This is a genomic window from Microbacterium festucae (assembly GCF_025421715.1).
Classification (GTDB): Bacteria; Actinomycetota; Actinomycetes; order Actinomycetales; family Microbacteriaceae; genus Microbacterium; species Microbacterium festucae.
Genome location: NZ_JAOEFC010000002.1, coordinates 374,689 through 397,172, shown reverse-complemented (window position 1 = coordinate 397,172; position 22,484 = coordinate 374,689). Strand labels below are relative to the sequence as shown.

The following is a 22,484-nucleotide window of genomic DNA, read 5'->3' as shown; positions in this document are numbered from 1 at the left end:
GGAGCGAGAAGCGATGACCGCGTTCGGATCACGCCTGCAGCAGGCGGTGGCCGCACGCGGCCCGCTGTGCGTGGGCATCGACCCGCACGAGGCGCTGCTGGCCGAGTGGGGGCTGGATGCCACGGCGGCGGGTGCGCGCGAGTTCGGCCTGCGGGTCGTCGAGGCCGCCGCCGAACGGGTGGGTGTCGTCAAGCCGCAGGTGTCGTTCTTCGAACGGTACGGCTCGGCCGGTTTCGCCGCCCTCGAAGACGTGCTGGCCGCCGCCCGCGCGGCGGGGCTGCTGGTCGTCGCCGACGCCAAGCGCGGCGACATCGGCACCACGATGGACGCCTACGCCGCGGCGTGGCTGACGCCCGGCTCGCCGCTGGAGGCCGACGCGCTCACCGTGAGCCCCTACCTGGGCGTGGGCGCGCTCGCCTCGACGCTGCGCTTCGCCCTCCGCCACGACAAGGGCGCCTTCGTGCTGGCCGCCACGAGCAATCCCGAGGCCGCCGCCCTGCAGTCGGCGCGCATGGGGGAGGTGCCGGTGGCGGCGGCGGTGGCCGCCGAGGTGGCCGCCTTCGACGCGCAGGCCGCCGACGGCGCCTGGTCGTCGCTGGGTCTGGTGGTCGGCGCGACGGTCGATCTGGCCGCCCGCGGACTGGTCGCACCGTTCGCGCGCACGCTGCCGCTGCTGGCCCCCGGGTTCGGCGCACAGGGCGCCGAGCCGGGCGACCTGGCACGCGTGTTCGGCCCGTTCGCCGACGGGGTGCTGGCCAGCGAGAGCCGCAGCATCCTTTCGGCGGGACCCGAGGGCGTGGCCGCGCGGATCGAGAAGCGCGCGGCGCTGTACCGTGGGAGATCCCATGGCTGATTCCCGCACCCCGCCCGAGGTCGACCGCGCCGCGGCCTCTCGTCGCGCCGTCGCGGTGCGACGCGAACGCGCCGCCCTGAAGCGCGACGTCGCCACCCGCGTCATCACCCCGCAGGAGCTGCTGCGCCGCGCCATCGCCGATCCCGCCTCGGCGGCCGGCACGATGCGCATCACCGACTTCCTCACCGCCCTCCCCGCCATCGGCGAGGGCAAGCGCGACCGCATCCTGGCCGACCTCGAGATCTCGCCCGTCAAGCGCGTCGGCGGGCTCGGCGCCCGGCAGCGCGCGGCGCTGCGCCGGTTCCTCGACGGCCGCTGGCCCGAGCCCACACCCCGCGAGGGCCGCAGCCGCCTCGTGGTGCTGGCCGGCCCCACGGCCGTCGGCAAGGGCACGGTCGCCGCGGCGATCGCCGCCCACCACCCCGAGATCCTGCTGTCGGTGTCGGCCACCACGCGCACGCCCCGCCCCGGCGAGGTCGACGGCGAGCACTACTACTTCGTCGACGACGCCGAGTTCGACCGCATGATCGAGGCCGGCGAGCTGCTCGAGCACGCCACCGTGCACAACCGCTTCCGCTACGGCACCCCGAAGGCGCCCATCGACGCGGCCCTCGCGCAGGGGCGCACCGTGCTGCTCGAGATCGACCTGCAGGGCGCGCGTCAGGTGCGCGCCGCCGCCCCCGACGCCACCCTCGTGTTCCTCCTGCCGCCCAGCTGGGACGAGCTGGTGCAGCGGCTGGTCGGCCGGGGCACCGAGGGCGAGGAGGAGCGCGCCCGGCGCCTCAAGACGGCGAAGGTCGAACTGGCCTCGCAGGGCGAGTTCGACCACCACGTCGTCAACGACGACGTGACGCGCGCCGCCGCCGAGGTCGCCTCGCTCGCTCGCTGATAGACTGATCGGATGCCGCGGCTCGATCCGCGCTCCGACTTTCCCGCTTCATCCCCGCCATCCCACTCAGGAGGTCCCGCATGGCCACTCGCGACCAGGGCATCATCGACCCGCCGATCGACTCGCTCCTCGAGAAGGTCGACTCGAAGTACCAGCTCGTCATCTACGCATCCAAGCGCGCGCGTCAGATCAACGACTACTACTCCGACCTCCACGAGGGCAACCTCTTCGACAACGTGGGCCCGCTGGTGGACTCCACCGTCGAGGACAAGCCGCTGACGATCGCGCTGCACGAGATCCACGAGGACAAGCTGCGCCTGCGTCACGTCGAGTGACGTCCTGACCTGAACCTCACCGTGACGCCCGATGGCGTCGACATGCCCGCGATCCCGACGATGTCGGGGGACGCGGGCATGATGGTGTCAAGCCCCGCCCGCCCCCGTCTGGAGTATCGATGAGTTCGCTGCGTCTGTTCACGTCCGAGTCCGTGACAGAGGGTCACCCCGACAAGATCTGCGACCAGATCTCCGACTCCATCCTCGACGCCCTCCTCCAGGTCGACCCGCACAGCCGCGTCGCGGTGGAGACGCTGGTCACCACGGGGCTCGTGCACGTGGCCGGCGAGGTGCGCACCGACGGCTACGTCGACATTCCCGGCATCGTCCGCCGCGTGGTCAACCGCATCGGCTACACCTCCAGCGAGACCGGCTTTGACGGCGACTCGTGCGGCGTGACCGTGTCGATCGGCGAGCAGTCCGGCGACATCGCCGCCGGCGTCGACACCGCCATCGAGCACCGCGAGGGCGACTCGACCGACCCCATCGACGCGCTCGGCGCGGGCGACCAGGGCATCATGTTCGGCTACGCCACCACCGAGACCCCGCAGCTCATGCCGATGGCCGTGTGGACGGCGCACCGCCTCGCCGAGCGCCTCACCGAGGCGCGTCGCTCGGGCGCGCTGCCGTTCCTTCGCCCCGACGGCAAGACCCAGGTCACCCTCGGCTACGACGGCGCCGTCCCGCGCACCGTCGACACCGTGGTGCTGTCCACCCAGCACAACCCCGACATCTCGCTGCCCGCGCTGCGCGCGGCCGTGCAGGCCGAGGTCATCGACCCGATCCTGGCGACCACGGGGCTCGACACCTCGGGCGTGCGCTACGTCATCAACCCCGCCGGCCCGTTCGTCACCGGCGGGCCCAAGGGTGACGCCGGGCTCACCGGCCGCAAGATCATCATCGACACCTACGGTGGCGCCGCCCGGCACGGCGGCGGCGCGTTCAGCGGCAAAGACCCGTCCAAGGTCGACCGCTCGGCCGCCTACGCGATGCGCTGGGTCGCCAAGAACGCCGTCGCGGCCGGCCTCGCCGACCGCCTCGAGGTGCAGGTGGCCTACGCGATCGGCCGCGCCGCGCCGGTGGGGCTGTACGTCGAGACCTTCGGCACCGGGCACGTGTCCGACGAGGCGATCACCGCAGCCATCCGCGACGTGTTCGACCTGCGTCCGCAGGCCATCATCGACGACCTCGACCTCCTGCGCCCGATCTACGCGCAGACGGCCGCCTACGGGCACTTCGGCCGCGAGCTCGCCGACTTCACGTGGGAGCGCACCGACCGCGTCGACGACCTCCGTCGCGCCGCCGGCCTCTGATCCGGCCGGGCGCGTCGTGGTCGCCGTCGCACGGGTGCTGATCGACTCGCCCCTGCCGCAGCTCGACCGGCTCTTCGACTACGCCATCCCCGCCTCCCTCGCCGGTGAGGTGGTGGCCGGTGTGCGCGTGAAGGTGCCGCTGCGCACGGCGGGCCGGGTGGTGGAGGGCTGGGCGGTGGAGGTCGACGAGATCACCGAGCCGCCGCGTCCGCTGTCCGAGGTCGACGCCGTCGTCTCCGCGGTCGCCGCCCTCCCGCCCTCGCTCTACACGCTCGCGCGCCGGTGCGCCGACCGCGCCGCCGGTTCGGCATCCGACATCCTCCGCCTCGCGATCCCCAAGCGCATGGTGCGCGCCGAGAAGGCCTGGCTCGCCGCCGACGAGCCGGCCACCCCCGAGGTCTCCCCGGCAGCGCACGAGTGGGCCACCGAGACCCTGGCGCGGTACCCCGGCTTGGCAGAGGCCGTCGCGGCGGGGGAGCGCCTCGCCCTCGACGCGCCGCCGCGGCCCGCGGCCGATCTGCCGGTAGGGGCCTGGGCCGAACTTCTGGCCGCCATCGCGGTGACGACTCTCGCCGCCGGCCGCAGCACCGTGCTGGTCGTCCCCGACCACCGCGACCAGGCTCAGCTGCTCGCCGTGCTCGAGGTGCACCTGCCCGTCGACGCGGTCGTGCGCGACGACGCACGCCGCTCCGGCCCCGAGCGCTACGGCACCTACCTGCGCCTGCGCACCGCCGTCCCGTGCGTGGTGGTCGGCAACCGGTCCACGGTCTACGCGCCCGCCCACGACGTGGGCGCGGTGGTGGTGTGGGACGACGGCGACCCGCTGCTGGCCGAGCCCCTGTCGCCGGGGGTGCACGCGCGCGATGCCGCCCTCGTGCGCCAAGAGCTCGAGGGGTCGGCGCTCCTGTTCGCCGGCCACACGCGCACCACCGACGTCGAGCGCCTCGTGCAGCTGGGCTGGGTGCGCGAGGTCACCGCCGTCCGTCGCGAGAGCCCGCGGGTCGTGCTCACCGCCGACCGTGACGGCCCCGGCATGCGCGTGCCCTCGGCCGCCTTCGCCGCTGCGCGCGACGCCCTCGCGCAGGGCCCGGTGCTCGTCCAGGTCGCCCGGCCCGGCTACGCGCCCGTGCTCACCTGCGCCGACTGCCGCACACCCGCCCGCTGTCCGCAGTGCGCGGGGCCGCTGCGCGCCCGCCGGCCGGGCGCGGTGCCCGAGTGCTCCTGGTGCGGACGCACCGTGCCGGCATGGCGCTGCGCATCGTGCAACGGCGCACGGCTGCGGATGGTGTCGTCGGGCAGTGAGCGCACCGCCGACGAACTCGGCCGCGCCTTCCCGAACACCCGCGTCATCGTCTCCGACGGCGAGCATGCCGTCACCACCGTCGACGCCCGCCCGGCGCTGGTCATCGCCACGCGCGGCGCCGAGCCGATCGCCGAGGGCGGCTACCGCGCAGTGCTGCTGCTCGACGGCGACCGGATGCTGCTGGCCGAGCAGCTGCGCATCGGCGAGTCGTGCCTACGGTGGTGGTCCAACGCCGCCGCCCTGGCCGCGCCCGGCGCGCCGGTGCACCTGGTGGGGGTGGAGGGGCCGCTGTCGCGGGCGCTCGCCAGCTGGACCCAGCCCGCCTATGCGCGGTCCGAGCTCGCCGAGCGCTCACCACTGGCGATGCCGCCCACCGTGCGCGTGGCCAGCGTCGAGGGCACCACCGGCGCGGTGGCCACGGCCCTCGGCGACCTGCGCGCCGCACTTCCGCAGCTGCCGGTCACCGCCGTCCTCGGCCCCGTGCCCGCCGACGAGGGTCTCGTGCGCGCGCTCGTGCGGTTCGACTACGGCGCGGGGCGCACGGTCGCCGAGACGCTGCGGGCGAGCGTGGTCGCCGAGGCCCTGCGGGGCCGGCGGGCACGCAAAGACCGCGCCGCCCCGCGCACTACGCTGAGAGTCCGGCTCGACGTGCCCGAGCTCGACCTGTGAGGAGCCCCATGCGCATCGTCTTCGCCGGGACGCCGGAACCGGCCGTCCCCTCGCTTCGCGCTCTCGCCGCGACCGGACACGAGATCGTCGGCGTCGTCACGCGCCGCGACGCGCCGCTGGGCCGCAAGCGCGTGCTCACCCCCTCGCCGGTGGCCGTGGCCGCCGCCGAGCTCGGGCTGCCGATCGTCAAGGCCGACCGTCTCGACGCCGATGCGACCGCCGAGATCGCCGCGCTCGGCGCCGACCTCGGCGTGATCGTCGCCTACGGCGGGCTCGTCCGCGAGCCGCTGCTGTCGACGCCGCGTCACGGCTGGATCAACCTCCACTTCTCGCTCCTTCCCGCCTGGCGCGGCGCAGCCCCGGTGCAGCACGCGCTCATCGCGGGCGACCGGGTCACCGGCGCGAGCGTCTTCCAGCTCGTCCCCGCACTCGACGCCGGCGACGTGTACGGCGAGGTGCGCTACGACGTGCCGCGCGGGGCGACCGCCGCCGACGTGCTCGCCGACCTCGCGGCATCCGGAGCAGACCTCCTCACCCGCGTGGTCGACGAGATCGCCGCCGGCACCGCCGTGGCCGTCCCGCAGCAGGGCGAGCCCACCCTCGCCCCCAAACTGTCGCTCGTCGACGGCGCCCTCGACCTGCGCCAGGGCGCGGATGCCGTCATCGACCGGTTCCGCGGCACCACGCCCGAGCCGGGCGCGCACCTCACCGTCGGCGGGCAGCGCCTCAAGGTGCACCTCGCGCTGCGCGGTCCCGACGAGCCCGCACTCGCCCCGGGGGAGATGGTCTCCGCCGGCCGCGATGTGCAGGTCGGCACCGGCGAGGGCACCATCGTGCTGCGCACCGTGCAGCCCGCCGGCAAGAGCGCCATGGCGGCGGGGGACTGGTGGCGGGGGCTCCGCGGCGACCCGCCGCGCGCCGAGCTGCCGGAGTCGCGGGACGCGGCGGGGGATGCCGGGGCGGTGGGTGCCGAGTCTGCGGGTGCCCGTTCGGGGGATGTCGGGTCGGTGGGCTCCGGTTCGGTGGGTGCCGAGTCGGTGGGTGCCGAGTTGGCGGGTCGCCGAGAGGGGCGCTCGTGAGCGGGTCGCCGCGCTGGGTCGCGTTCGACACCCTGCGCGCCGTGCACACCTCCGACGCGTACGCCAACCTGCTGCTGCCGCGCGAGATCGCCAAGGCGGGCCTCCACGGACCCGATGCGGGCCTGGCCACCGAGCTCACCTACGGCACGCTGCGCCGCGAGGGCACCTACGACGCGATCATCGCCCACGCCGCCGGACGCTCGATCGACACGATCGACACCGCGGTGCGCGATGCGCTGCTGCTGGGCACCCACCAGCTGCTGTCGATGCGTGTGCCGGCGCACGCGGCCGTGAACGAGACCGTGCGCCAGGTGCGCCAGGCAGCCGGCAAGGGCGCCGCCGGCTTCGCCAACGCGGTGCTGCGGCGGGTGTCCGAGCGCACCCTCGACCAGTGGCTGGCCCTGCTCGAGGCCGACGCCCGCTCCGACGACGAACGGCTCGGTCTGCGCCATTCGCATCCGGTGTGGATCATCCGGGCGCTGCGCCGCGCGCTGGCCGCCGAGGGCCGCACCGACGAGCTGGATACACTCCTGGCCGCCGACAACGCCCCGCCGACCGTGACGATGACCGCGCTGCCGGGCGTCGCCGAGATCCCCGAGGGGGTGGTCGCCACGCCCTACTCGCCGATCGGCTTCCGCCTGGCCGGGGGAGACCCGGGCCCGGTGGTCACCGCCGCGGGCGGGCGCATCCGCGTGCAGGACGAGGGATCGCAGCTGGCGGCGCTCGCCCTCACCCGGGCCTTCCCGGTGCGCCGCGGCGAGCGCTGGCTCGATCTGTGCGCCGCCCCCGGAGGCAAGACCGCGGTGATGGCCGCCGAGGCCCTCGCCGCCGGTGCGACCCTCGAGGCCAATGAGCTCTCGCCCGCGCGCGCAGGGCTCGTCCGCGACTCTGTCGCCGGCGTACCGCTCGACGTGCCGGTCTCGGAGGAGGACGGCCGCGTCCGCGCCGGTCAGGGCCGCTACGACCGCATCCTCGTGGACGCCCCGTGCACGGGCCTCGGTGCGCTGCGCCGCCGCCCGGAGGCGCGGTGGCGCAAGCAGCCGAGCGATGTCCCGGAGCTGTCGGAGCTGCAGGGCGAGCTGCTCACCGCCGCCGTCGATGCGCTCGCACCCGGGGGAGTGGTGGCCTACGTCACCTGCTCGCCGCACCTGGCCGAGACCGCCGGCGTCGTCGCCGAGGCAGTGCGCCGCGCCGGCGAGCGCCTCGAGGAACTCGACGCCCGCGCCGTCGTCGCCGCGGTCTCCACCGCCCCCATCGACCTCCCCGCCCAGACCGACGGCTCCGGGCGCGCCCAGCTCTGGCCCCACCGCCACGGCACCGACGCGATGTCCATCACCCTCCTCCGCCGCCGCTGACCGGCACGGCCTCCGTCGGCGGCTCCGTCGGCGAAGGGTTCGGGCCGGAGCACCCGCCGATGGCGCGACCCGCCCGGCATCCATGTCCCGCATACGGCGACTGCGGATGCCGCAACCCACACACCGCGGGACGCGCCACCCCCGAACGTCCCGCAAACCGCGAGCCTGGGCCGCAGCACCCGCCATCCGCGGGACGCGCCCCGCATCCATGTCCCACAAACGGCGACTGCGGATGCCGCAACCCACACACCGCGGGACACACCACCGCTGCGCGTCCCGCATAGGGCGAGCCCGAGACGCAGCACCCGCCATCCACGGGACGCGCCCGGCATCCATGTCCCGCAAACGGCGAGCCTGGGACCAAGCACCCGCAGGTTGCGGGACCCGCCCCACACCCACGTTCCACAACCGGCGACTGCGGGTGCCGTAACCCACACATCCCCGGACCAACCCGGCGAGCGCGTCCCATTACCCGCGGGTGGAGAACCGCGCAGCCGCCCTCAGCGGATCTCACCGCGCGCACCGCACTCTTCGGGACGCGCCCCACACCTATGTCCCGCAACCGGCGACTGCGGATGCCGCAACCCACACACCGCGGGACCCACCCCCCAGCACGTCCCGCAAACGGCGGGCCACAGCCGCAGCACCCGCACTCTGCGGGACACGCCCCACACCCACGTCCCACAATCGGCGGTTTGCGGATGCCGCGGCTCACCCGTCCGCCTCATCCCCGCACCGCAACCCCCGCACCGCAACCCCACCCCAGCCACCCCACCCAACTAGGCTGGCGACCGTGACCGACGGCCCTCGCATCAACCCCAGCATCCTCGCCGCCGACTTCGTCAACATGCAGTCCGAGCTGGCCCGCATCCCGGGCGCGGACTACGTGCACGTCGACGTCATGGACAACCACTTCGTGCCGAACCTGACGTTCGGCCCGCAGATGGTCGAGCGCATCCAGGCGACCAGCCCGGTGCCGCTGGACGTGCATCTGATGATCAGCGACCCTGACCGGTGGGCCCCGGACTACGCCGAGCTGGGCGCCGCGTCGGTGACCTTCCACCTCGAGGCGGCGACCGACCCCGTCGCCCTGGCCCGCCGGCTGCGGTCGATCGGGGCGCGCGCCGGTGTCGCCGTCAAGCCGGCCACCCCCGTGGAGGGCCTGTACGACGTGCTCGACGAGTTCGACCAGATCCTCGTGATGACCGTCGAGCCCGGTTTCGGCGGGCAGAGCTTCATGGCCGACCAGATGCCCAAGCTCGCGCGCCTGCACGACGAGGCGCGCCGCCGCGGGTCGCAGGTATGGCTGCAGGTCGACGGCGGTATCGCCGAGTCGACGATCGCGCAGGCCGCCGAAGCCGGCGCCGACACCTTCGTGGCCGGGTCGGCCGTGTTCGGCGCGGCCGAGCCGGATGCCGCCATCGCGGCGCTGCGCTCGAGCGCCGCCCGCCACCACCGGCACTGACCCACACCCAGCCCCACCACACCCCACCCCCGACCGCAAGCCCCCCGACCACCCCCGAACCACCCCCGGCATCCGCAGCCCCTCCGGCGACCGGTAGCCTGTCAGGGTGAAGACGTTCGACGCCCTGTTCGCAGAGCTCACCGCGATCGCCCAGGCGCGCCCCGAGGGATCGGGCACCGTCGCGCAGCTCGACCGCGGCGTGCATGCGATCGGCAAGAAGATCGTCGAGGAGGCCGCCGAGGTCTGGATGGCTGCCGAGTACCAGACGGATGAGGAGACCTCCGAGGAGATCTCGCAGCTGCTCTACCACCTGCAGGTGCTGATGGTCGCCAAGGGGCTCACCCTCGACGACGTCTACCGCCATCTCTGAACCGGCCGCCACCGACACGATCCCGGTGCGCCCCCGCCGCGCACCCGACGACACCGAAAGAGACTCCAGATGCTGCGCATCGCCGTGCCGAACAAGGGGATGCTCGCCGAGACGTCCGCCGAGCTTCTCGCCGAGGCCGGGTACACCGGTCGCCGCGACCCCAAGGACCTCCACGTCATCGACCCCGTGAACGAGGTCGAGTTCTTCTACCTGCGGCCGAAGGACATCGCCACCTACGTCGGCTCCGGCGCCCTCGACGTGGGCATCACCGGCCGCGACCTGCTGCTGGACGCCCGGATGCCGGGGGCACGGGAGATCGAGCAGCTCGGCTACGGCGGGTCGACGTTCCGCTTCGCGGGCCCTCCCGGGCGCTTCCACGAGCTCGCCGACCTCGACGGCCTGCGCGTGGCGACGGCCTACCCGGGCCTGGTCGACGGCTTCCTCGACGAGCAGGGCGTGGCCGTCGACCTCGTGCCGCTGGACGGCGCCGTCGAGTCGGCCGTGCAGCTGGGGGTTGCCGACGCCGTCGCCGACGTCGTGTCCACCGGCACCACCCTCAAGCAGGCGGGCCTGGAGATCTTCGGCCCGGTGCTGCTGGAGTCCGAGGCGGTGCTCATCGGCGCCCCGATCGAGGCGCCCGGCACCGAGACGCTGCTGCGGCGCCTGCGGGGCGTCATGGTGGCCCGCCGCTACGTGCTCATCGACTACGACCTGCCGGCCGCGCTGGTCGACGAGGCCGTGGCCCTCGCGCCCGGCATCGAGTCGCCCACGATCTCGCCGCTGCGCGACCCGGAGTGGGTCGCGGTGCGGGTGATGAGCCCGCGCAAGACCGTCAACCAGGTGATGGACGCGCTCTACGCCATCGGCGCCCGCGCGATCCTGGTCACCCCCATCCACAACGCCAGGCTCTGACATGTCGCTCGCACGACGCGTGATCCCCTGCCTCGACGTGAAGGACGGGAAGGTCGTCAAGGGCGTCAACTTCGAGAACCTGCGCGAGATGGGCGACCCGGTCGAACTCGCCCGCCGCTACTTCGCGCAGGGCGCCGACGAGCTCACCTTCCTCGACGTGACCGCCACCGTCGACGGCCGCGCCACCACCTACGACGTGGTGCGCCGCACGGCCGAAGAGGTCTTCATCCCGCTCACCGTCGGCGGGGGTGTGCGCACCGCCGACGACGTCGCCCGGCTGCTGTCGGTGGGCGCCGACAAGGTCGGGGTCAACTCGGCCGCCATCGCCCGCCCCGACCTGGTGGGCGAGATCGCCGACCGGTTCGGCGCGCAGGTGCTGGTGCTGAGCCTCGACGTCACCCGCGCTCCCGGCACCGCCTCCGGCTTCGTGGTCACCACCCACGGCGGCCGCACGCTCACGACCCTCGACGCCCTCGAGTGGGCGCGCGAGGCCATCGAGCGCGGTGCGGGGGAGCTGCTGGTCAACTCCATCGACGCCGACGGCACCCGCGACGGCTTCGACCTCGAGCTGGTCGGCCTCATGCGCGAGATCTCCAGCGTCCCCGTGATCGCCTCCGGCGGGGCTGGAGCCGCCGAGCACTTCGCCCCGGCGGTGCACGCCGGCGCCGACGCGGTGCTGGCGGCATCCGTCTTCCACTCCGGACAGCTGACCATCGGCGAGGTCAAAGACGCGCTCGCCCAGGACGGGATCGAGGTGCGCCGATGAGCGATGACCTTCAGGCGACGCTGGATCGCGTCACCTTCACCGCCGACGGCCTGGCCCCGGCGATCATCCAGCAGCACGACACCGGCGAGGTGCTGATGCTGGCGTGGATGGATGCCGAGGCGATCCGCCGCACGCTCACCACCGGCCGCGTCACGTTCTGGTCGCGCTCGCGCGGCGAGTACTGGCGCAAGGGCGACACCTCGGGCCACATCCAGCTCGTGAAGGGCGCGCGCCTGGACTGCGACGGCGACACCCTGCTGATCCTCGTCGACCAGGTCGGCGCGGCCTGCCACACCGGCACGCGCACCTGCTTCGACGCCGACGACCTGCACCCGGTCGTCGGGGCCGCGTGATCCGCCGCGCCCGCACGCTCAGCGTGCTGCTCATCCTGCTCGGCGGTGCGCTCGCGCTCATCTCGTCGACGCAGACCTGGCTGTCGGTGACCCTCGCCCAGGGCGGCGACGAACCGCTCGCCGTTCCCGGCGCCGAGGCCGTCGCGATGCTCGCGCCGCTGTCGCTGGCCGCCCTCGCGCTGGGCCTGGCTCTCTCGATCGTCGGCACCGTGCTGCGCTACGTGTTCGGCGTGCTCGCCCTCGCGATCGGCGTGACCGTGGTCGTGGCATCCCTGCGCATCGCGGTGGAGGTGCCCGTGGGCGCCGTCGCCGCCGCGGTGACCACCGCCACCGGTCTGTCGGGCGACGCGACCATCGCGCGGCTGGTGGCCACCATCACCGAGACGCCGTGGCCGGCGGTCACCGTCGGCGCCGGTGCGCTGGTGATCGTGGGCGGCGTGTTCACGCTGGCCACGGCCCACCGCTGGCGCGGCGCGGGCAGGCGCTACCGCACGGATGCCGGCACCACCGGCCCCGGCGCCCGACCCCACGACGCCATCGACTCGTGGGACGACCTGTCGCGCGGCGACGACCCGACCGCCCGCTAGACTGACCGCAGCCCCACCCGCGTAAGGAGAACCATGAGCAACCCCATCGACGACCCCGGCCACGGACACTCCCCGGCTGCCTGGACCGCCGTGGTGATCATGCTGGTCGGCGTCACGCTGGGCACCCTGTTCTTCTGGTTCGACCTGCCCGTGCTCGTGTGGGCCTCGGTCGCCCTCATCGTCGTCGGCGCGCTCGTCGGCTGGGGCATGGCCAAGGCCGGGTACGGCGTCAACGGCTCCAAGTACACGCCGAAGCAGCACTGACATGCTGGCCGACCTCACGGCCGGTGCAGTGGAGGATGCCCACAAGCGCGCCGCCGACCGGCCGCTCGAGGTCGTCGAGAAGCTCGCCCTGGCCCAGTCGCCCGCAGTCGACGCCCTCGCGGCTCTGGCTCCCGCCGACCGGGTGAAGATCATCGCCGAGGTCAAGCGCGCGAGCCCCTCGCGCGGCGACCTCGCCGACATCCCCGACCCCGCCCTGCAGGCCGCCCGCTACGAGCAGGGCGGCGCCTCGGCGATCTCGGTGCTCACCGAGGGCCGCAAGTTCAAGGGCTCGCTGGCCGACCTCGATGCGGTGCGGCAGCGTGTGACGCTGCCCGTGCTGCGCAAAGACTTCATCGCCACCCCCTACCAGGTGCTCGAGGCCCGCGCCGCCGGCGCCGACCTCGTGCTGCTGATCGTCGCCGCCCTCGAGCAGCCGCTGCTGCGCGAGCTGCACGGGCTGGTGCTCGAGCTCGGCATGACACCGCTGGTCGAAACCCACTCCCTCGACGAGGTGCACCGCGCCGCCGACATCGGTGCGCGCCTCATCGGCGTCAACGCCCGCAACCTCTCCACGTTCGAACTCGACCGCGACCTGTTCGGCAGCCTCTACGACCAGCTGCCCGCGGATGCCGTGAAGATCGCCGAATCGGCCGTGCTCACCCCCGACGACGTCGCGCACTACCGCGCCGCCGGCGCCGACGTCGTGCTCATCGGCGAGGCCCTCGTCACCAGCGACCCCGTCGAGACCCTGCACGCGTTCCTCGCGGCGGGCTCGGGCGCGGCACGAACCGAGCGGAGCGCATCGCGATGAGTCTGCGAGACCAGCACGGACCCTTCTTCGGCGACTTCGGCGGGCGGTTCATGCCCGAATCGCTCATCGCCGCGATCGACGAGCTGACCGCCGAGTACGACGCGGCCAAGGTCGACCCGGCCTTCCGCGCCGAGCTGGCCCACCTGCTGGGCAGCTACGCCGGGCGCCCGTCGCCGCTGACGGAGGTGCCGCGGTTCGCCGAGCACGCCGGCGGCGCGCGGGTGTTCCTCAAGCGCGAAGACCTCAACCACACCGGCTCGCACAAGATCAACAACGTGCTCGGTCAGGCCCTGCTCACCCAGCGGCTGGGCAAGACGCGCGTGATCGCCGAGACCGGCGCCGGCCAGCACGGCGTGGCCACGGCCACCGCGGCCGCCCTGTTCGGCTTCGACTGCACCATCTACATGGGCGAGGTCGACACCGAGCGGCAGGCTCTCAACGTCGCCCGCATGCGCCTGCTGGGCGCCGAGGTCATCGCCGTCACCACCGGGTCGCGCACGCTGAAGGATGCCATCAACGAGGCGTACCGCGACTGGGTGGCCTCGGTGGAGACGACCAACTACATCTTCGGCACCGCCGCCGGCCCGCACCCCTTCCCGGCGATGGTGCGCGACTTCCAGAAGGTCATCAGCGAGGAAGCCCGCCAGCAGCTGCTCGACGACACCGGGCGCCTGCCCGACGCGGTCGTGGCGTGCGTGGGGGGCGGCTCCAACGCCATCGGCATGTTCGACGCCTTCCTCGACGACGAGGGCGTGAAGCTCTACGGCGTCGAAGCCGCCGGCGACGGCGTCGACACCCCCAAGCACGCCGCCTCGATCGAGCGCGGTCGCCCGGGGGTGCTCCACGGCGCGCGGACCTATGTGCTGCAGGACGAGGACGGGCAGACCGTCGAGTCGCACTCGATCTCGGCCGGCCTGGACTACCCCGGCGTGGGCCCCGAGCACGCGTGGCTGGCCGACATCGGCCGCGCCGAGTACATCCCGGCCACCGACGCCGAGGCCATGGACGCCCTGCGCCTGCTCAGCCGCACCGAGGGCATCATCCCGGCCATCGAATCGGCGCACGCCCTCGCCGGCACGCTGCGCCTGGGCCGCGAGCTCGGCCCCGACGCCATCATCGCGGTGAGCCTGTCGGGCCGCGGCGACAAGGACATGGACACCGCCGCGCGGTGGTTCGGCCTCTACGACGAAGAGAGCCCCGTCGAGGTGCCGCCCGCCGACGAGGCCGCCGCGGGAGAGGGGACCGAGCTGTGAGCCGGGTCGCCGCCGCCATCGACGCCGCCAAGGCCGCCGGCCGGGGCGCGTTCGTCGGCTACCTGCCGCTGGGCTTCCCCGACCTGCAGACCAGCATCGACGCCGCCGTCGCCCTCGCCGAGGCCGGCGCCGACGTGCTCGAGCTCGGTCCGCCCTACTCCGACCCGGTCATGGACGGCACCGTCATCCAGGAGGCGACCCACGCCGCCCTCGCCGGCGGGTTCCGCCTGCGCGACACCTTCACGGCCGTGCGGGAGATCACCGCCCGCGTCGACGTGCCGGTGCTGGTGATGACCTACTGGAACCCCGTCATGCAGTACGGCGTCGACCGCTACGCCGACGACCTGCTCGCCGCCGGGGGAGCAGGGCTCATCACGCCCGACATCACCCCCGACGCCGCCGCCGACTGGATCGCCGCCTCCGAGCGCACGGGCCTGGACCGCGTGTTCCTGGCCGCGCCCACCTCGACGGAGGAGCGCCTGGCGCTGATCGCCGAGAAGTCCACCGGGTTCGTCTACACCGTCTCGACGATGGGCATCACGGGGGAGCGGGCCGAGCTCGACGCCGCCGCCCGCACGCTCGTGGCGCGACTGCGCGCCCACGGCGTCGACCACGCCTGCGTGGGCATCGGCATCTCCACCCCGGAGCAGGTCGCGGGCGTGCTCGACTACGCCGACGGCGCCATCGTCGGCACCGCCCTCGTGCGCGCGCTGCGCGACGGCGGGCTGGAGGGCCTGAGCGCCCAGGCGCGGGCCCTGGCCGCCGGCACGCACGGGTGACCGGCTGCACCGGCACCGCGAAGTAGACTTCCCCTCGTGCTTTCTCCCACCGCGCTCGTCGTAGCCAGCATCCCGAGCCCGTCCATCAGCTCGTTCCAGGTCGGACCGTTCACGATCCACTTCTACGCGCTGTGCATCCTCGCGGGGATCGTCGTGGCGACGCTGCTGACCAACCACCGCCTCACCAAGCGCGGGGCCGAGCCGTGGGTGGTCATCGACATCTGCCTGCTCGCCGTGCCGCTGGCCATCATCGGCGCGCGCATCTTCCACGTGATCACCCACTGGGACTTCTACTTCGGTGAAGGCAAGAACATCTGGGCGATCTTCTTCATCTGGGAGGGCGGCATCGCCATCTACGGCGCCCTCATCGGCGGCGCCGTGGGCGCGTGGCTGGGCTGCAAGTGGACCGGCATCCGGTTCTGGAGCTTCGCCGACGCGCTGGCCCCCGGCCTGCTGCTGGCCCAGGCGATGGGCCGCTTCGGCAACTGGTTCAACCAGGAGCTGTTCGGCCTGCCCACCGACGTGCCGTGGGGTCTGGAGATCGACTCGACAAACCCCGCCTTCCCCGCAGGCCTCGCCCCCGACACCCTCTTCCACCCCACGTTCCTCTACGAGGTCATCTGGAACACGCTCGGCGTGCTGGTGCTGCTGTGGGCCGGCCGCAAGGTCTCGATGCAGTGGGGCCGCCTGTTCGGCCTGTACCTCGTCTGGTACTCGTCGGGCCGCATCGTGTGGGAGTCGATCCGCATCGACCCGAGCGAGGTGTTCCTCGGACTGCGCACCAACGTGTGGGCGGCCATCCTCGGCGTCATCGTGGGCCTGACCATCCTCATCGTCCAGCGGCGCCGTCACACCGGCCTCGAGGCCTCGCCGTATCTCAAGGGACGCGAGTGGCACCCGGCCGGGGCTGTACAATCGCAGGACACCGATGATTTCGTCGACGTCAGCGCACCCCCGCCGTCCGAATCCATCTCGGAAACTGCCACAAGCACTGCCGACACCAAATAACCCGCTGGGCCGACGACGTCCCCGTTAAGCAACATTTCTGAGGACGGTTGGAATGGCACCGAGCCCCCGTCGTGACCTGATCGGCACCCTGGCAGGGATGCCCCCCAAGCAGGGCATGTACAACCCCGCGTTCGAGAAGGACGCGTGCGGTCTCGCGATGGTCGCGACGCTGCGCGGCGAGCCCGGGCACGACATCGTCGACCTGGCCCTCACCGCGCTGCGCAACCTCGAGCACCGCGGCGCGATCGGCTCCGACTCCGGCACCGGTGACGGCGCCGGCATCCTCACGCAGATGCCCGACGCGTTCCTGCGCGCCGTCGTCGACTTCGACCTGCCGCCGGTGGGGGAGTACGCCGCGGGCCTGGCCTTCCTGCCGCGCGAGGAAGAGGCGCGGGATGCCGTGAAGGCGGGCGTCGAGAAGCTCGCCGCCGCCGAGGGCCTCACCGTGCTCGGCTGGCGCGAGGTGCCCACCGAAGATGAGAACCTCGGCAAGCTCGCCCGCGACGCGCGCCCGAGCTTCGAGCAGCTGTTCGTCTCGCGCCCGGCCGTCGGCGACGAGGCGGCACTGTCGGGCATCGCCCTCGACCGCCGTGTGTACCGGCTGCGCAAGCGCGCCCGCCACGAGTACGACGCCTACTTCGTCTCGCTCTCCAGCCGCACCCTCGGCTACAAGGGCATGGTCACGACGCTCCAGCTCGAGCCGTTCTACCCCGACCTGCAGGACGAGCGGTTCACCTCCGAACTGGCCGTCGTGCACTCGCGCTACTCGACCAACACGTTCCCGTCGTGGCCGCTCGCCCAGCCGCTGCGCATGCTCGCCCACAACGGCGAGATCAACACCGTCAACGGCAACCGCAACTGGATGCGGGCGCGTCAGTCCCAGCTCGAGTCCGAGCTGCTGGGCGACATCCGCCCGCTGCTGCCCATCTGCACCGACGGCGCGAGCGACTCGGCCTCCTTCGACGAGGTGCTGGAGCTGCTCACCCTCACCGGCCGCAGCCTGCCGCACGCGATCATGATGATGGTCCCCGAGGCCTACGAGAAGCAGTCCGACATCTCTCCCGAGCTGCGCGCCTTCTACGACTTCCACGCCATGCAGATGGAGCCGTGGGACGGCCCCGCCGCCCTCATCTTCACCGACGGCACCGTCGTGGGCGCCACCCTCGACCGCAACGGCCTGCGTCCGGGCCGCTGGACCGAGACCACCGACGGCCTCGTCGTCATCGGCAGCGAGGCCGGTGTGCTCGACTTCGCCCCCGAGCGCATCAAGCGCCGCGGACGTCTGCGCCCCGGCCGCATGTTCCTCGTCGACACCGAGCAGCAGCGCATCATCGAAGACGACGAGATCAAGCACGACCTCGCCACCGCCGAGCCCTGGCAGGAGTGGCTGGATGCCGGTCGGGTGCGGTTGAAGGAGCTGCCCGAGCGCGAGCACATCGTGCACCCGATCGCCTCGATCACCCGCCGTCAGCGCACCTTCGGCTACACCGAGGAGGAAGTGCGCATCCTCCTGACCCCGATGGGCCAGACCGGCGCCGAGCCGCTGGGCGCCATGGGCTCCGACGCGCCCATCGCCGTGCTCAGCGAGCGCCCGCGCCTGCTGTTCGACTACTTCACGCAGCAGTTCGCGCAGGTCACCAACCCGCCGCTGGACTCCATCCGCGAAGAGGTCGTCACCTCGCTCTCCCTCGGCCTCGGCCCGGAGCGCAACCTCCTGTCGTGGGGCCCCGAGCACACCCGGGTCATCACCCTCGACTTCCCGGTGATCGACAACGACGAGCTCGCCAAGCTCCAGCACATCGAGAAGGCCCTGCCCGGCCGCCGCTCGGTGACCATCCGCGGCCTGTACCGCGCCGACCTCGGCACCGACGCGCTCGAGCAGCGCATCGCCGAGATGTGCGCCGAGGCCGACCGCGCCATCGCCGACGGCGCCGAGTTCCTCATCCTCAGCGACCGCGACTCGAACAAGGACCTCCTGCCGATCCCGTCGCTGCTCATGCTCTCCGCGGTGCACCACCACCTCATCCGCAAGGAGAACCGCATGAAGGTGGGCCTCGTGGTCGAGGCGGGCGACGTGCGCGAGGTGCACCACGTGGCCACCCTCATCGGCTACGGCGCCTCGGCGGTCAACCCCTACCTCGCCATGGAAACGGTCGAGTACCTGGTGCGCGCCGGCTTCATCACCGGGCTCACCCCCGAGAAGGCCGTCAAGAACCTCATCTACGCGCTCGGCAAGGGCGTGCTGAAGATCATGTCGAAGATGGGCATCTCGACGGTGTCCTCCTACGCGGGCGCCCAGGTGTTCGAGGCCGTCGGCCTCTCGGATGCCTTCGTCGAGACCTACTTCACCGGCACCGAGACCAAGCTCGGCGGCATCGGCATCGCCGAGATCGCCGCCGAGAACCGGTCGCGGCACGACTACGCCTACCCCGAGGACGGCGCCGCGCGCGCCCACGAACGGCTGTGGACCGGCGGCGAGTACCAGTGGCGCCGCGACGGGGCCCCGCACCTGTTCAACCCCGACACGGTGTTCCGCCTGCAGCACTCCACCCGCACCCGGCGCTACGACATCTTCCGCGAGTACACCAAGCTCGTCGACGACCAGGCCGCCGAGCTGAAGACCCTGCGCGGCATGTTCCGCCTGCGCACGGGGGAGCGGCAGCCGGTGCCCATCGACGAGGTCGAGCCGGTCTCGTCGATCGTGAAGAAGTTCTCCACCGGCGCGATGAGCTACGGCTCGATCTCCCGCGAGGCCCACGAGACGCTCGCGATCGCCATGAACAGCATCGGCGCGAAGTCGAACACCGGTGAGGGCGGCGAAGACGTCGACCGTCTGCTCGACCCGCAGCGGCGCAGCGCCATCAAGCAGGTCGCCTCGGGCCGTTTCGGTGTGACGAGCATGTACCTCACCCACGCCGACGACATCCAGATCAAGCTCGCCCAGGGCGCCAAGCCCGGCGAGGGCGGTCAGCTGCCGCCGGCCAAGGTGTACCCGTGGATCGCCCGCACCCGCGGCGGCACGCCCGGCGTCGGGCTCATCTCGCCCCCGCCGCACCACGACATCTACTCGATCGAAGACCTCAAGCAGCTGATCTTCGACCTGAAGCGCGCCAACCCCGCCGCCCGTGTGCACGTCAAGCTCGTGAGCCAGTCGGGCATCGGCGCGGTCGCCGCCGGCACCGCCAAGGCGCTGGCCGACGTGATCCTGGTCTCGGGGCACGACGGCGGCACCGGCGCGAGCCCGCTGAACTCGCTCAAGCACGCCGGCACCCCGTGGGAGCTGGGCCTGGCCGAGACCCAGCAGACGCTCATGCTCAACGACATGCGCGATCGCGTCGTGGTGCAGGCCGACGGCCAGCTCAAGACCGGGCGCGACGTGATCGTCGCCGCCCTGCTGGGCGCCGAGGAGTTCGGCTTCGCGACCACGGCGCTCGTCGTCGAAGGCTGCATCATGATGCGCGTCTGCCACCTCGACACCTGCCCCGTGGGCGTGGCGACGCAGAACCCCGTGCTGCGCGAGCGCTTCACCGGCAAACCCGAGTTCGTCGTGAACTTCATGGAGTTCATCGCCCAGGAGGTGCGCGAGTACCTCGCCGAGCTCGGCTTCCGCTCGCTCGACGAGGCCGTCGGCCACAACGAGCTGCTCGATGTCAACGGCGCGGTGGAGCACTGGAAGGCCAGCGGCCTCGACCTGGCGCCGATCCTCGAGGGGCCGGCGTTCGCGCCGAACACCCCGCGTCGTCACCTGCGCGACCAGGACCACGAGCTCGACGAGCACTTCGACGTGCAGCTGATCGAGCGCGCTCAGGATGTCGTCGCCCACGGCGGCCACATCGAGATCGCGCTGCCGATCCGCAACACCGAGCGCGCCGTCGGCACGATGCTCGGCAACAAGGTCACCCTCGCCCACGGCGAGAACGGCCTGCCGACCGGTTCGATCGAGATCACCCTCACGGGCTCCGCGGGCCAGTCGTTCGGCGCGTTCCTCCCGGCCGGCATCACGCTGCGCCTGGAAGGCGACTCCAACGACTACGTCGGCAAGGGCCTCTCGGGCGGTCAGATCGTCGTGCGCCCGCCGCGCGACGCCGCCTTCGACGCCTCGCATAACGTCATCGCCGGCAACGTCATCGGCTACGGCGCCACCCAGGGCACCATGTTCCTGCGCGGCGTCGTCGGCGAGCGGTTCCTGGTGCGCAACTCCGGCGCCACCGCCGTCGTCGAAGGCGTGGGCGATCATGCCCTCGAGTACATGACCGGCGGCCTGGCGGTCATCCTCGGGGCGACCGGGCGCAACCTCGGCGCCGGCATGTCGGGCGGCACGGCCTATGTGCACCGCCTCGACCGCGCTCTGGTCAACCGCGAGGCGATCGCCAGCGGCGAGCTGGAGCTTCTCGAACTCGACTCGGCCGACGTGGAGATCCTGCGCGACCTGCTCGAGCGGCACCTGGCCGAGACCGATTCGGCGCTGGCCGCCGCCATCCTGGGCGACTTCGAGGCCGAGGCCGCGAACTTCGTCCGTGTCCTGCCGCGCGATTACGCCGCGGTGCTGCAGACCCGCCAGGAGGCGGCCGCCGAGGGGCTCGACCCCGACGGCGACGTCGTCTGGAACCGCATCATGGAGGTGACCGGTGGCTGATTACAAAGGCTTCCTGAAAGTCACCGAGCGCGAGCTTCCGCCGCGCCGGCCCGTCCCCGTCCGCATCATGGACTGGAAAGAGGTGTACGAACCGGGTGATTCGGCCGTGCTCCGTCGCCAGGCCGGCCGCTGCATGGACTGCGGGGTGCCGTTCTGCCACAAGGGGTGCCCGCTGGGCAACCTCATCCCGGAGTGGAACGACTTCACCTGGCGCGGCGAGATGCGCAACGGCATCGAGCGTCTGCACGCCACGAACAACTTCCCGGAGTTCACCGGGCGGCTGTGCCCGGCACCGTGCGAGAGCTCGTGCGTGCTCGGCATCAACCAGCCCGCGGTGACGATCAAGCAGATCGAGCAGACGCTGGCCGACGAGGCCTTCTCCCACGGCTGGGTCGAGCCCGAGCCGCCGGGGCGCCTCACCGGCAAGACCGTCGCCGTCGTGGGCTCCGGCCCCGCCGGCCTCGCCGCCGCGCAGCAGCTGACTCGCGCCGGCCACACCGTGGCCGTGTTCGAGCGCGACGACCGCATCGGCGGTCTGCTGCGCTACGGCATCCCCGACTTCAAGATGGAGAAGCGTGTCATCGAGGCGCGTCTGCGCCAGATGCAGGACGAGGGCACCCGGTTCCGCGCGGGCGTGGAGATCGGCAAGGACATCACGTGGAGCGACCTGCGGGCGCGGTACGACGCGGTCGTCATCGCCACCGGCTCCACCATGCCGCGTGACATCGCCATCCCCGGTCGCGACCTGGCCGGCGTGCACTTCGCCATGGAGTACCTCGTCGAGTCCAACCGCGCCGTCGCCGGCGACCAGGTGCCCCACCAGATCCACGCCGAGGGCAAGCACGTCATCGTCATCGGCGGTGGCGACACCGGCGCGGACTGCATCGGCACCGCCCACCGTCAGGGCGCGCTGAGCGTCACCAACCTCGCCATCGGCAAGCAGCCCCCGACCGCGCGTCCCGACAGCCAGCCCTGGCCGATGACGCCGAACGTGTTCGAGGTCTCCTCGGCCCACGAAGAGGGCGGTGAGCGCACGTTCCTCGCCTCCACCGTCGAGTTCCTCACCAACGGCGTCGGCGAGGTGCGGGCACTGCGCCTGGCCGAGACCGAGTACCTGCCCGACGGCAGCCGTGTCCCCAAGAGCGGCACCGAGCGCGAGATCCCCGCCGACCTCGTGCTGATCGCGATGGGTTTTACCGGTCCAGAGCGCGCAGAGCTGGAAGACCAGCTGGGTACCGTTTTCAGTGCCCGGGGCAACGTGGACCGCGCCGACGACTATCAGACGACCACGCCCGGCGTGTTCGTCGCCGGAGACGCGGGCCGCGGCCAGTCGCTCATCGTCTGGGCGATCGCCGAAGGTCGTGCCGCTGCAGCCGCAGTGGACGAATATCTCATGGGGCGGACGACGCTGCCGTCCCCTGTCCGGCCGACGGACATCGCCATCGGCCTGCAGCCTGCGTGAGTAGGCTGGCCAGCGTCAGTAG

At 72.6% G+C, this 22,484-nt stretch carries 19 protein-coding genes and 1 pseudogene; all 20 read left to right on the top strand.

Annotation, left to right across the window (positions count from 1 at the left end; all coding sequences use genetic code 11):
• Nucleotides 1–13: 13 nt before the first annotated feature.
• The 20 genes and pseudogenes from pyrF (at nt 14) to N3K63_RS07905 (ending at nt 22,462) form a co-directional block, all read left to right on the top strand.
• Nucleotides 14–853 carry an orotidine-5'-phosphate decarboxylase gene (gene pyrF / locus N3K63_RS08000; RefSeq protein ID WP_261579630.1) on the top strand — a complete coding sequence of 280 codons (840 nt, stop codon included), beginning with the start codon at nt 14–16 and terminating at the stop codon, nt 851–853.
• Nucleotides 846–1,742: a guanylate kinase gene (gene gmk, locus N3K63_RS07995; RefSeq protein ID WP_261579629.1), complete on the top strand. Its 897-nt coding sequence runs from the start codon at nt 846–848 to the stop codon at nt 1,740–1,742. The genes pyrF and gmk overlap by 8 nt, the downstream gene beginning before the upstream one ends.
• 80 nt (nt 1,743–1,822) lie before the next feature.
• Complete coding sequence (rpoZ, locus tag N3K63_RS07990) at nt 1,823–2,077, top strand: DNA-directed RNA polymerase subunit omega (RefSeq protein WP_261579628.1); 255 nt, start codon at nt 1,823–1,825, stop codon at nt 2,075–2,077.
• Nucleotides 2,078–2,196: 119 nt separating this feature from the next.
• Nucleotides 2,197–3,390 carry a methionine adenosyltransferase gene (gene metK / locus N3K63_RS07985; protein ID WP_261579627.1) on the top strand — a complete coding sequence of 398 codons (1,194 nt, stop codon included), beginning with the start codon at nt 2,197–2,199 and terminating at the stop codon, nt 3,388–3,390.
• A gap of 16 nt (nt 3,391–3,406) precedes the next feature.
• Nucleotides 3,407–5,362: a primosomal protein N' family DNA-binding protein gene (locus N3K63_RS07980; protein ID WP_261579626.1), complete on the top strand. Its 1,956-nt coding sequence runs from the start codon at nt 3,407–3,409 to the stop codon at nt 5,360–5,362.
• An 8-nt stretch (nt 5,363–5,370) separates the two neighbouring features.
• Nucleotides 5,371–6,291, top strand: a pseudogene (gene fmt, locus N3K63_RS07975) (methionyl-tRNA formyltransferase); the annotation flags it as partial.
• 146 nt (nt 6,292–6,437) lie between these two features.
• Nucleotides 6,438–7,796 (top strand): RsmB/NOP family class I SAM-dependent RNA methyltransferase, encoded by a 1,359-nt coding sequence (locus N3K63_RS07970; RefSeq protein WP_261579625.1) that lies wholly within the window; start codon nt 6,438–6,440, stop codon nt 7,794–7,796.
• A gap of 793 nt (nt 7,797–8,589) precedes the next feature.
• Nucleotides 8,590–9,261, top strand: coding sequence for a ribulose-phosphate 3-epimerase (gene rpe / locus N3K63_RS07965; protein WP_261579624.1), 672 nt, complete (start codon nt 8,590–8,592; stop codon nt 9,259–9,261).
• Between the two features lie 106 nt (nt 9,262–9,367).
• Nucleotides 9,368–9,631 carry a phosphoribosyl-ATP diphosphatase gene (locus tag N3K63_RS07960; RefSeq protein ID WP_261579623.1) on the top strand — a complete coding sequence of 88 codons (264 nt, stop codon included), beginning with the start codon at nt 9,368–9,370 and terminating at the stop codon, nt 9,629–9,631.
• A 69-nt stretch (nt 9,632–9,700) separates the two neighbouring features.
• Nucleotides 9,701–10,543, top strand: coding sequence for an ATP phosphoribosyltransferase (gene hisG / locus N3K63_RS07955; RefSeq protein WP_261579622.1), 843 nt, complete (start codon nt 9,701–9,703; stop codon nt 10,541–10,543).
• A 1-nt stretch (nt 10,544) separates the two neighbouring features.
• Nucleotides 10,545–11,309 (top strand): imidazole glycerol phosphate synthase subunit HisF, encoded by a 765-nt coding sequence (hisF, locus tag N3K63_RS07950; protein WP_261579621.1) that lies wholly within the window; start codon nt 10,545–10,547, stop codon nt 11,307–11,309.
• Nucleotides 11,306–11,662, top strand: coding sequence for a phosphoribosyl-AMP cyclohydrolase (gene hisI / locus N3K63_RS07945; RefSeq protein ID WP_261579620.1), 357 nt, complete (start codon nt 11,306–11,308; stop codon nt 11,660–11,662). Before hisF ends, hisI begins: the two co-directional genes overlap by 4 nt.
• Entirely contained in the window at nt 11,659–12,249 is a 591-nt protein-coding gene (locus N3K63_RS07940) for a Trp biosynthesis-associated membrane protein (RefSeq protein WP_261579619.1), read from the top strand. The genes hisI and N3K63_RS07940 overlap by 4 nt, the downstream gene beginning before the upstream one ends.
• A 33-nt stretch (nt 12,250–12,282) precedes the next feature.
• Complete coding sequence (locus N3K63_RS07935; RefSeq protein WP_261579618.1) at nt 12,283–12,513, top strand: DUF6704 family protein; 231 nt, start codon at nt 12,283–12,285, stop codon at nt 12,511–12,513.
• Nucleotide 12,514: 1 nt separating this feature from the next.
• Nucleotides 12,515–13,324, top strand: coding sequence for an indole-3-glycerol phosphate synthase TrpC (trpC, locus tag N3K63_RS07930; protein ID WP_261579617.1), 810 nt, complete (start codon nt 12,515–12,517; stop codon nt 13,322–13,324).
• Entirely contained in the window at nt 13,321–14,577 is a 1,257-nt protein-coding gene (gene trpB, locus N3K63_RS07925) for a tryptophan synthase subunit beta (protein ID WP_261579616.1), read from the top strand. The genes trpC and trpB overlap by 4 nt, the downstream gene beginning before the upstream one ends.
• The gene (trpA, locus tag N3K63_RS07920; RefSeq protein WP_261579615.1) at nt 14,574–15,356 is read left to right on the top strand and encodes a tryptophan synthase subunit alpha; all 783 of its coding nucleotides are present in this window, start codon (nt 14,574–14,576) and stop codon (nt 15,354–15,356) included. Before trpB ends, trpA begins: the two co-directional genes overlap by 4 nt.
• Before the next feature lie 36 nt (nt 15,357–15,392).
• Nucleotides 15,393–16,364 carry a prolipoprotein diacylglyceryl transferase gene (lgt, locus tag N3K63_RS07915; protein WP_261579614.1) on the top strand — a complete coding sequence of 324 codons (972 nt, stop codon included), beginning with the start codon at nt 15,393–15,395 and terminating at the stop codon, nt 16,362–16,364.
• A gap of 52 nt (nt 16,365–16,416) precedes the next feature.
• Nucleotides 16,417–21,000 carry a glutamate synthase large subunit gene (gltB, locus tag N3K63_RS07910; protein ID WP_261579613.1) on the top strand — a complete coding sequence of 1,528 codons (4,584 nt, stop codon included), beginning with the start codon at nt 16,417–16,419 and terminating at the stop codon, nt 20,998–21,000.
• Complete coding sequence (locus tag N3K63_RS07905; RefSeq protein WP_261579612.1) at nt 20,993–22,462, top strand: glutamate synthase subunit beta; 1,470 nt, start codon at nt 20,993–20,995, stop codon at nt 22,460–22,462. The genes gltB and N3K63_RS07905 overlap by 8 nt, the downstream gene beginning before the upstream one ends.
• The last annotated feature ends 22 nt before the right edge of the window (nt 22,463–22,484 follow it).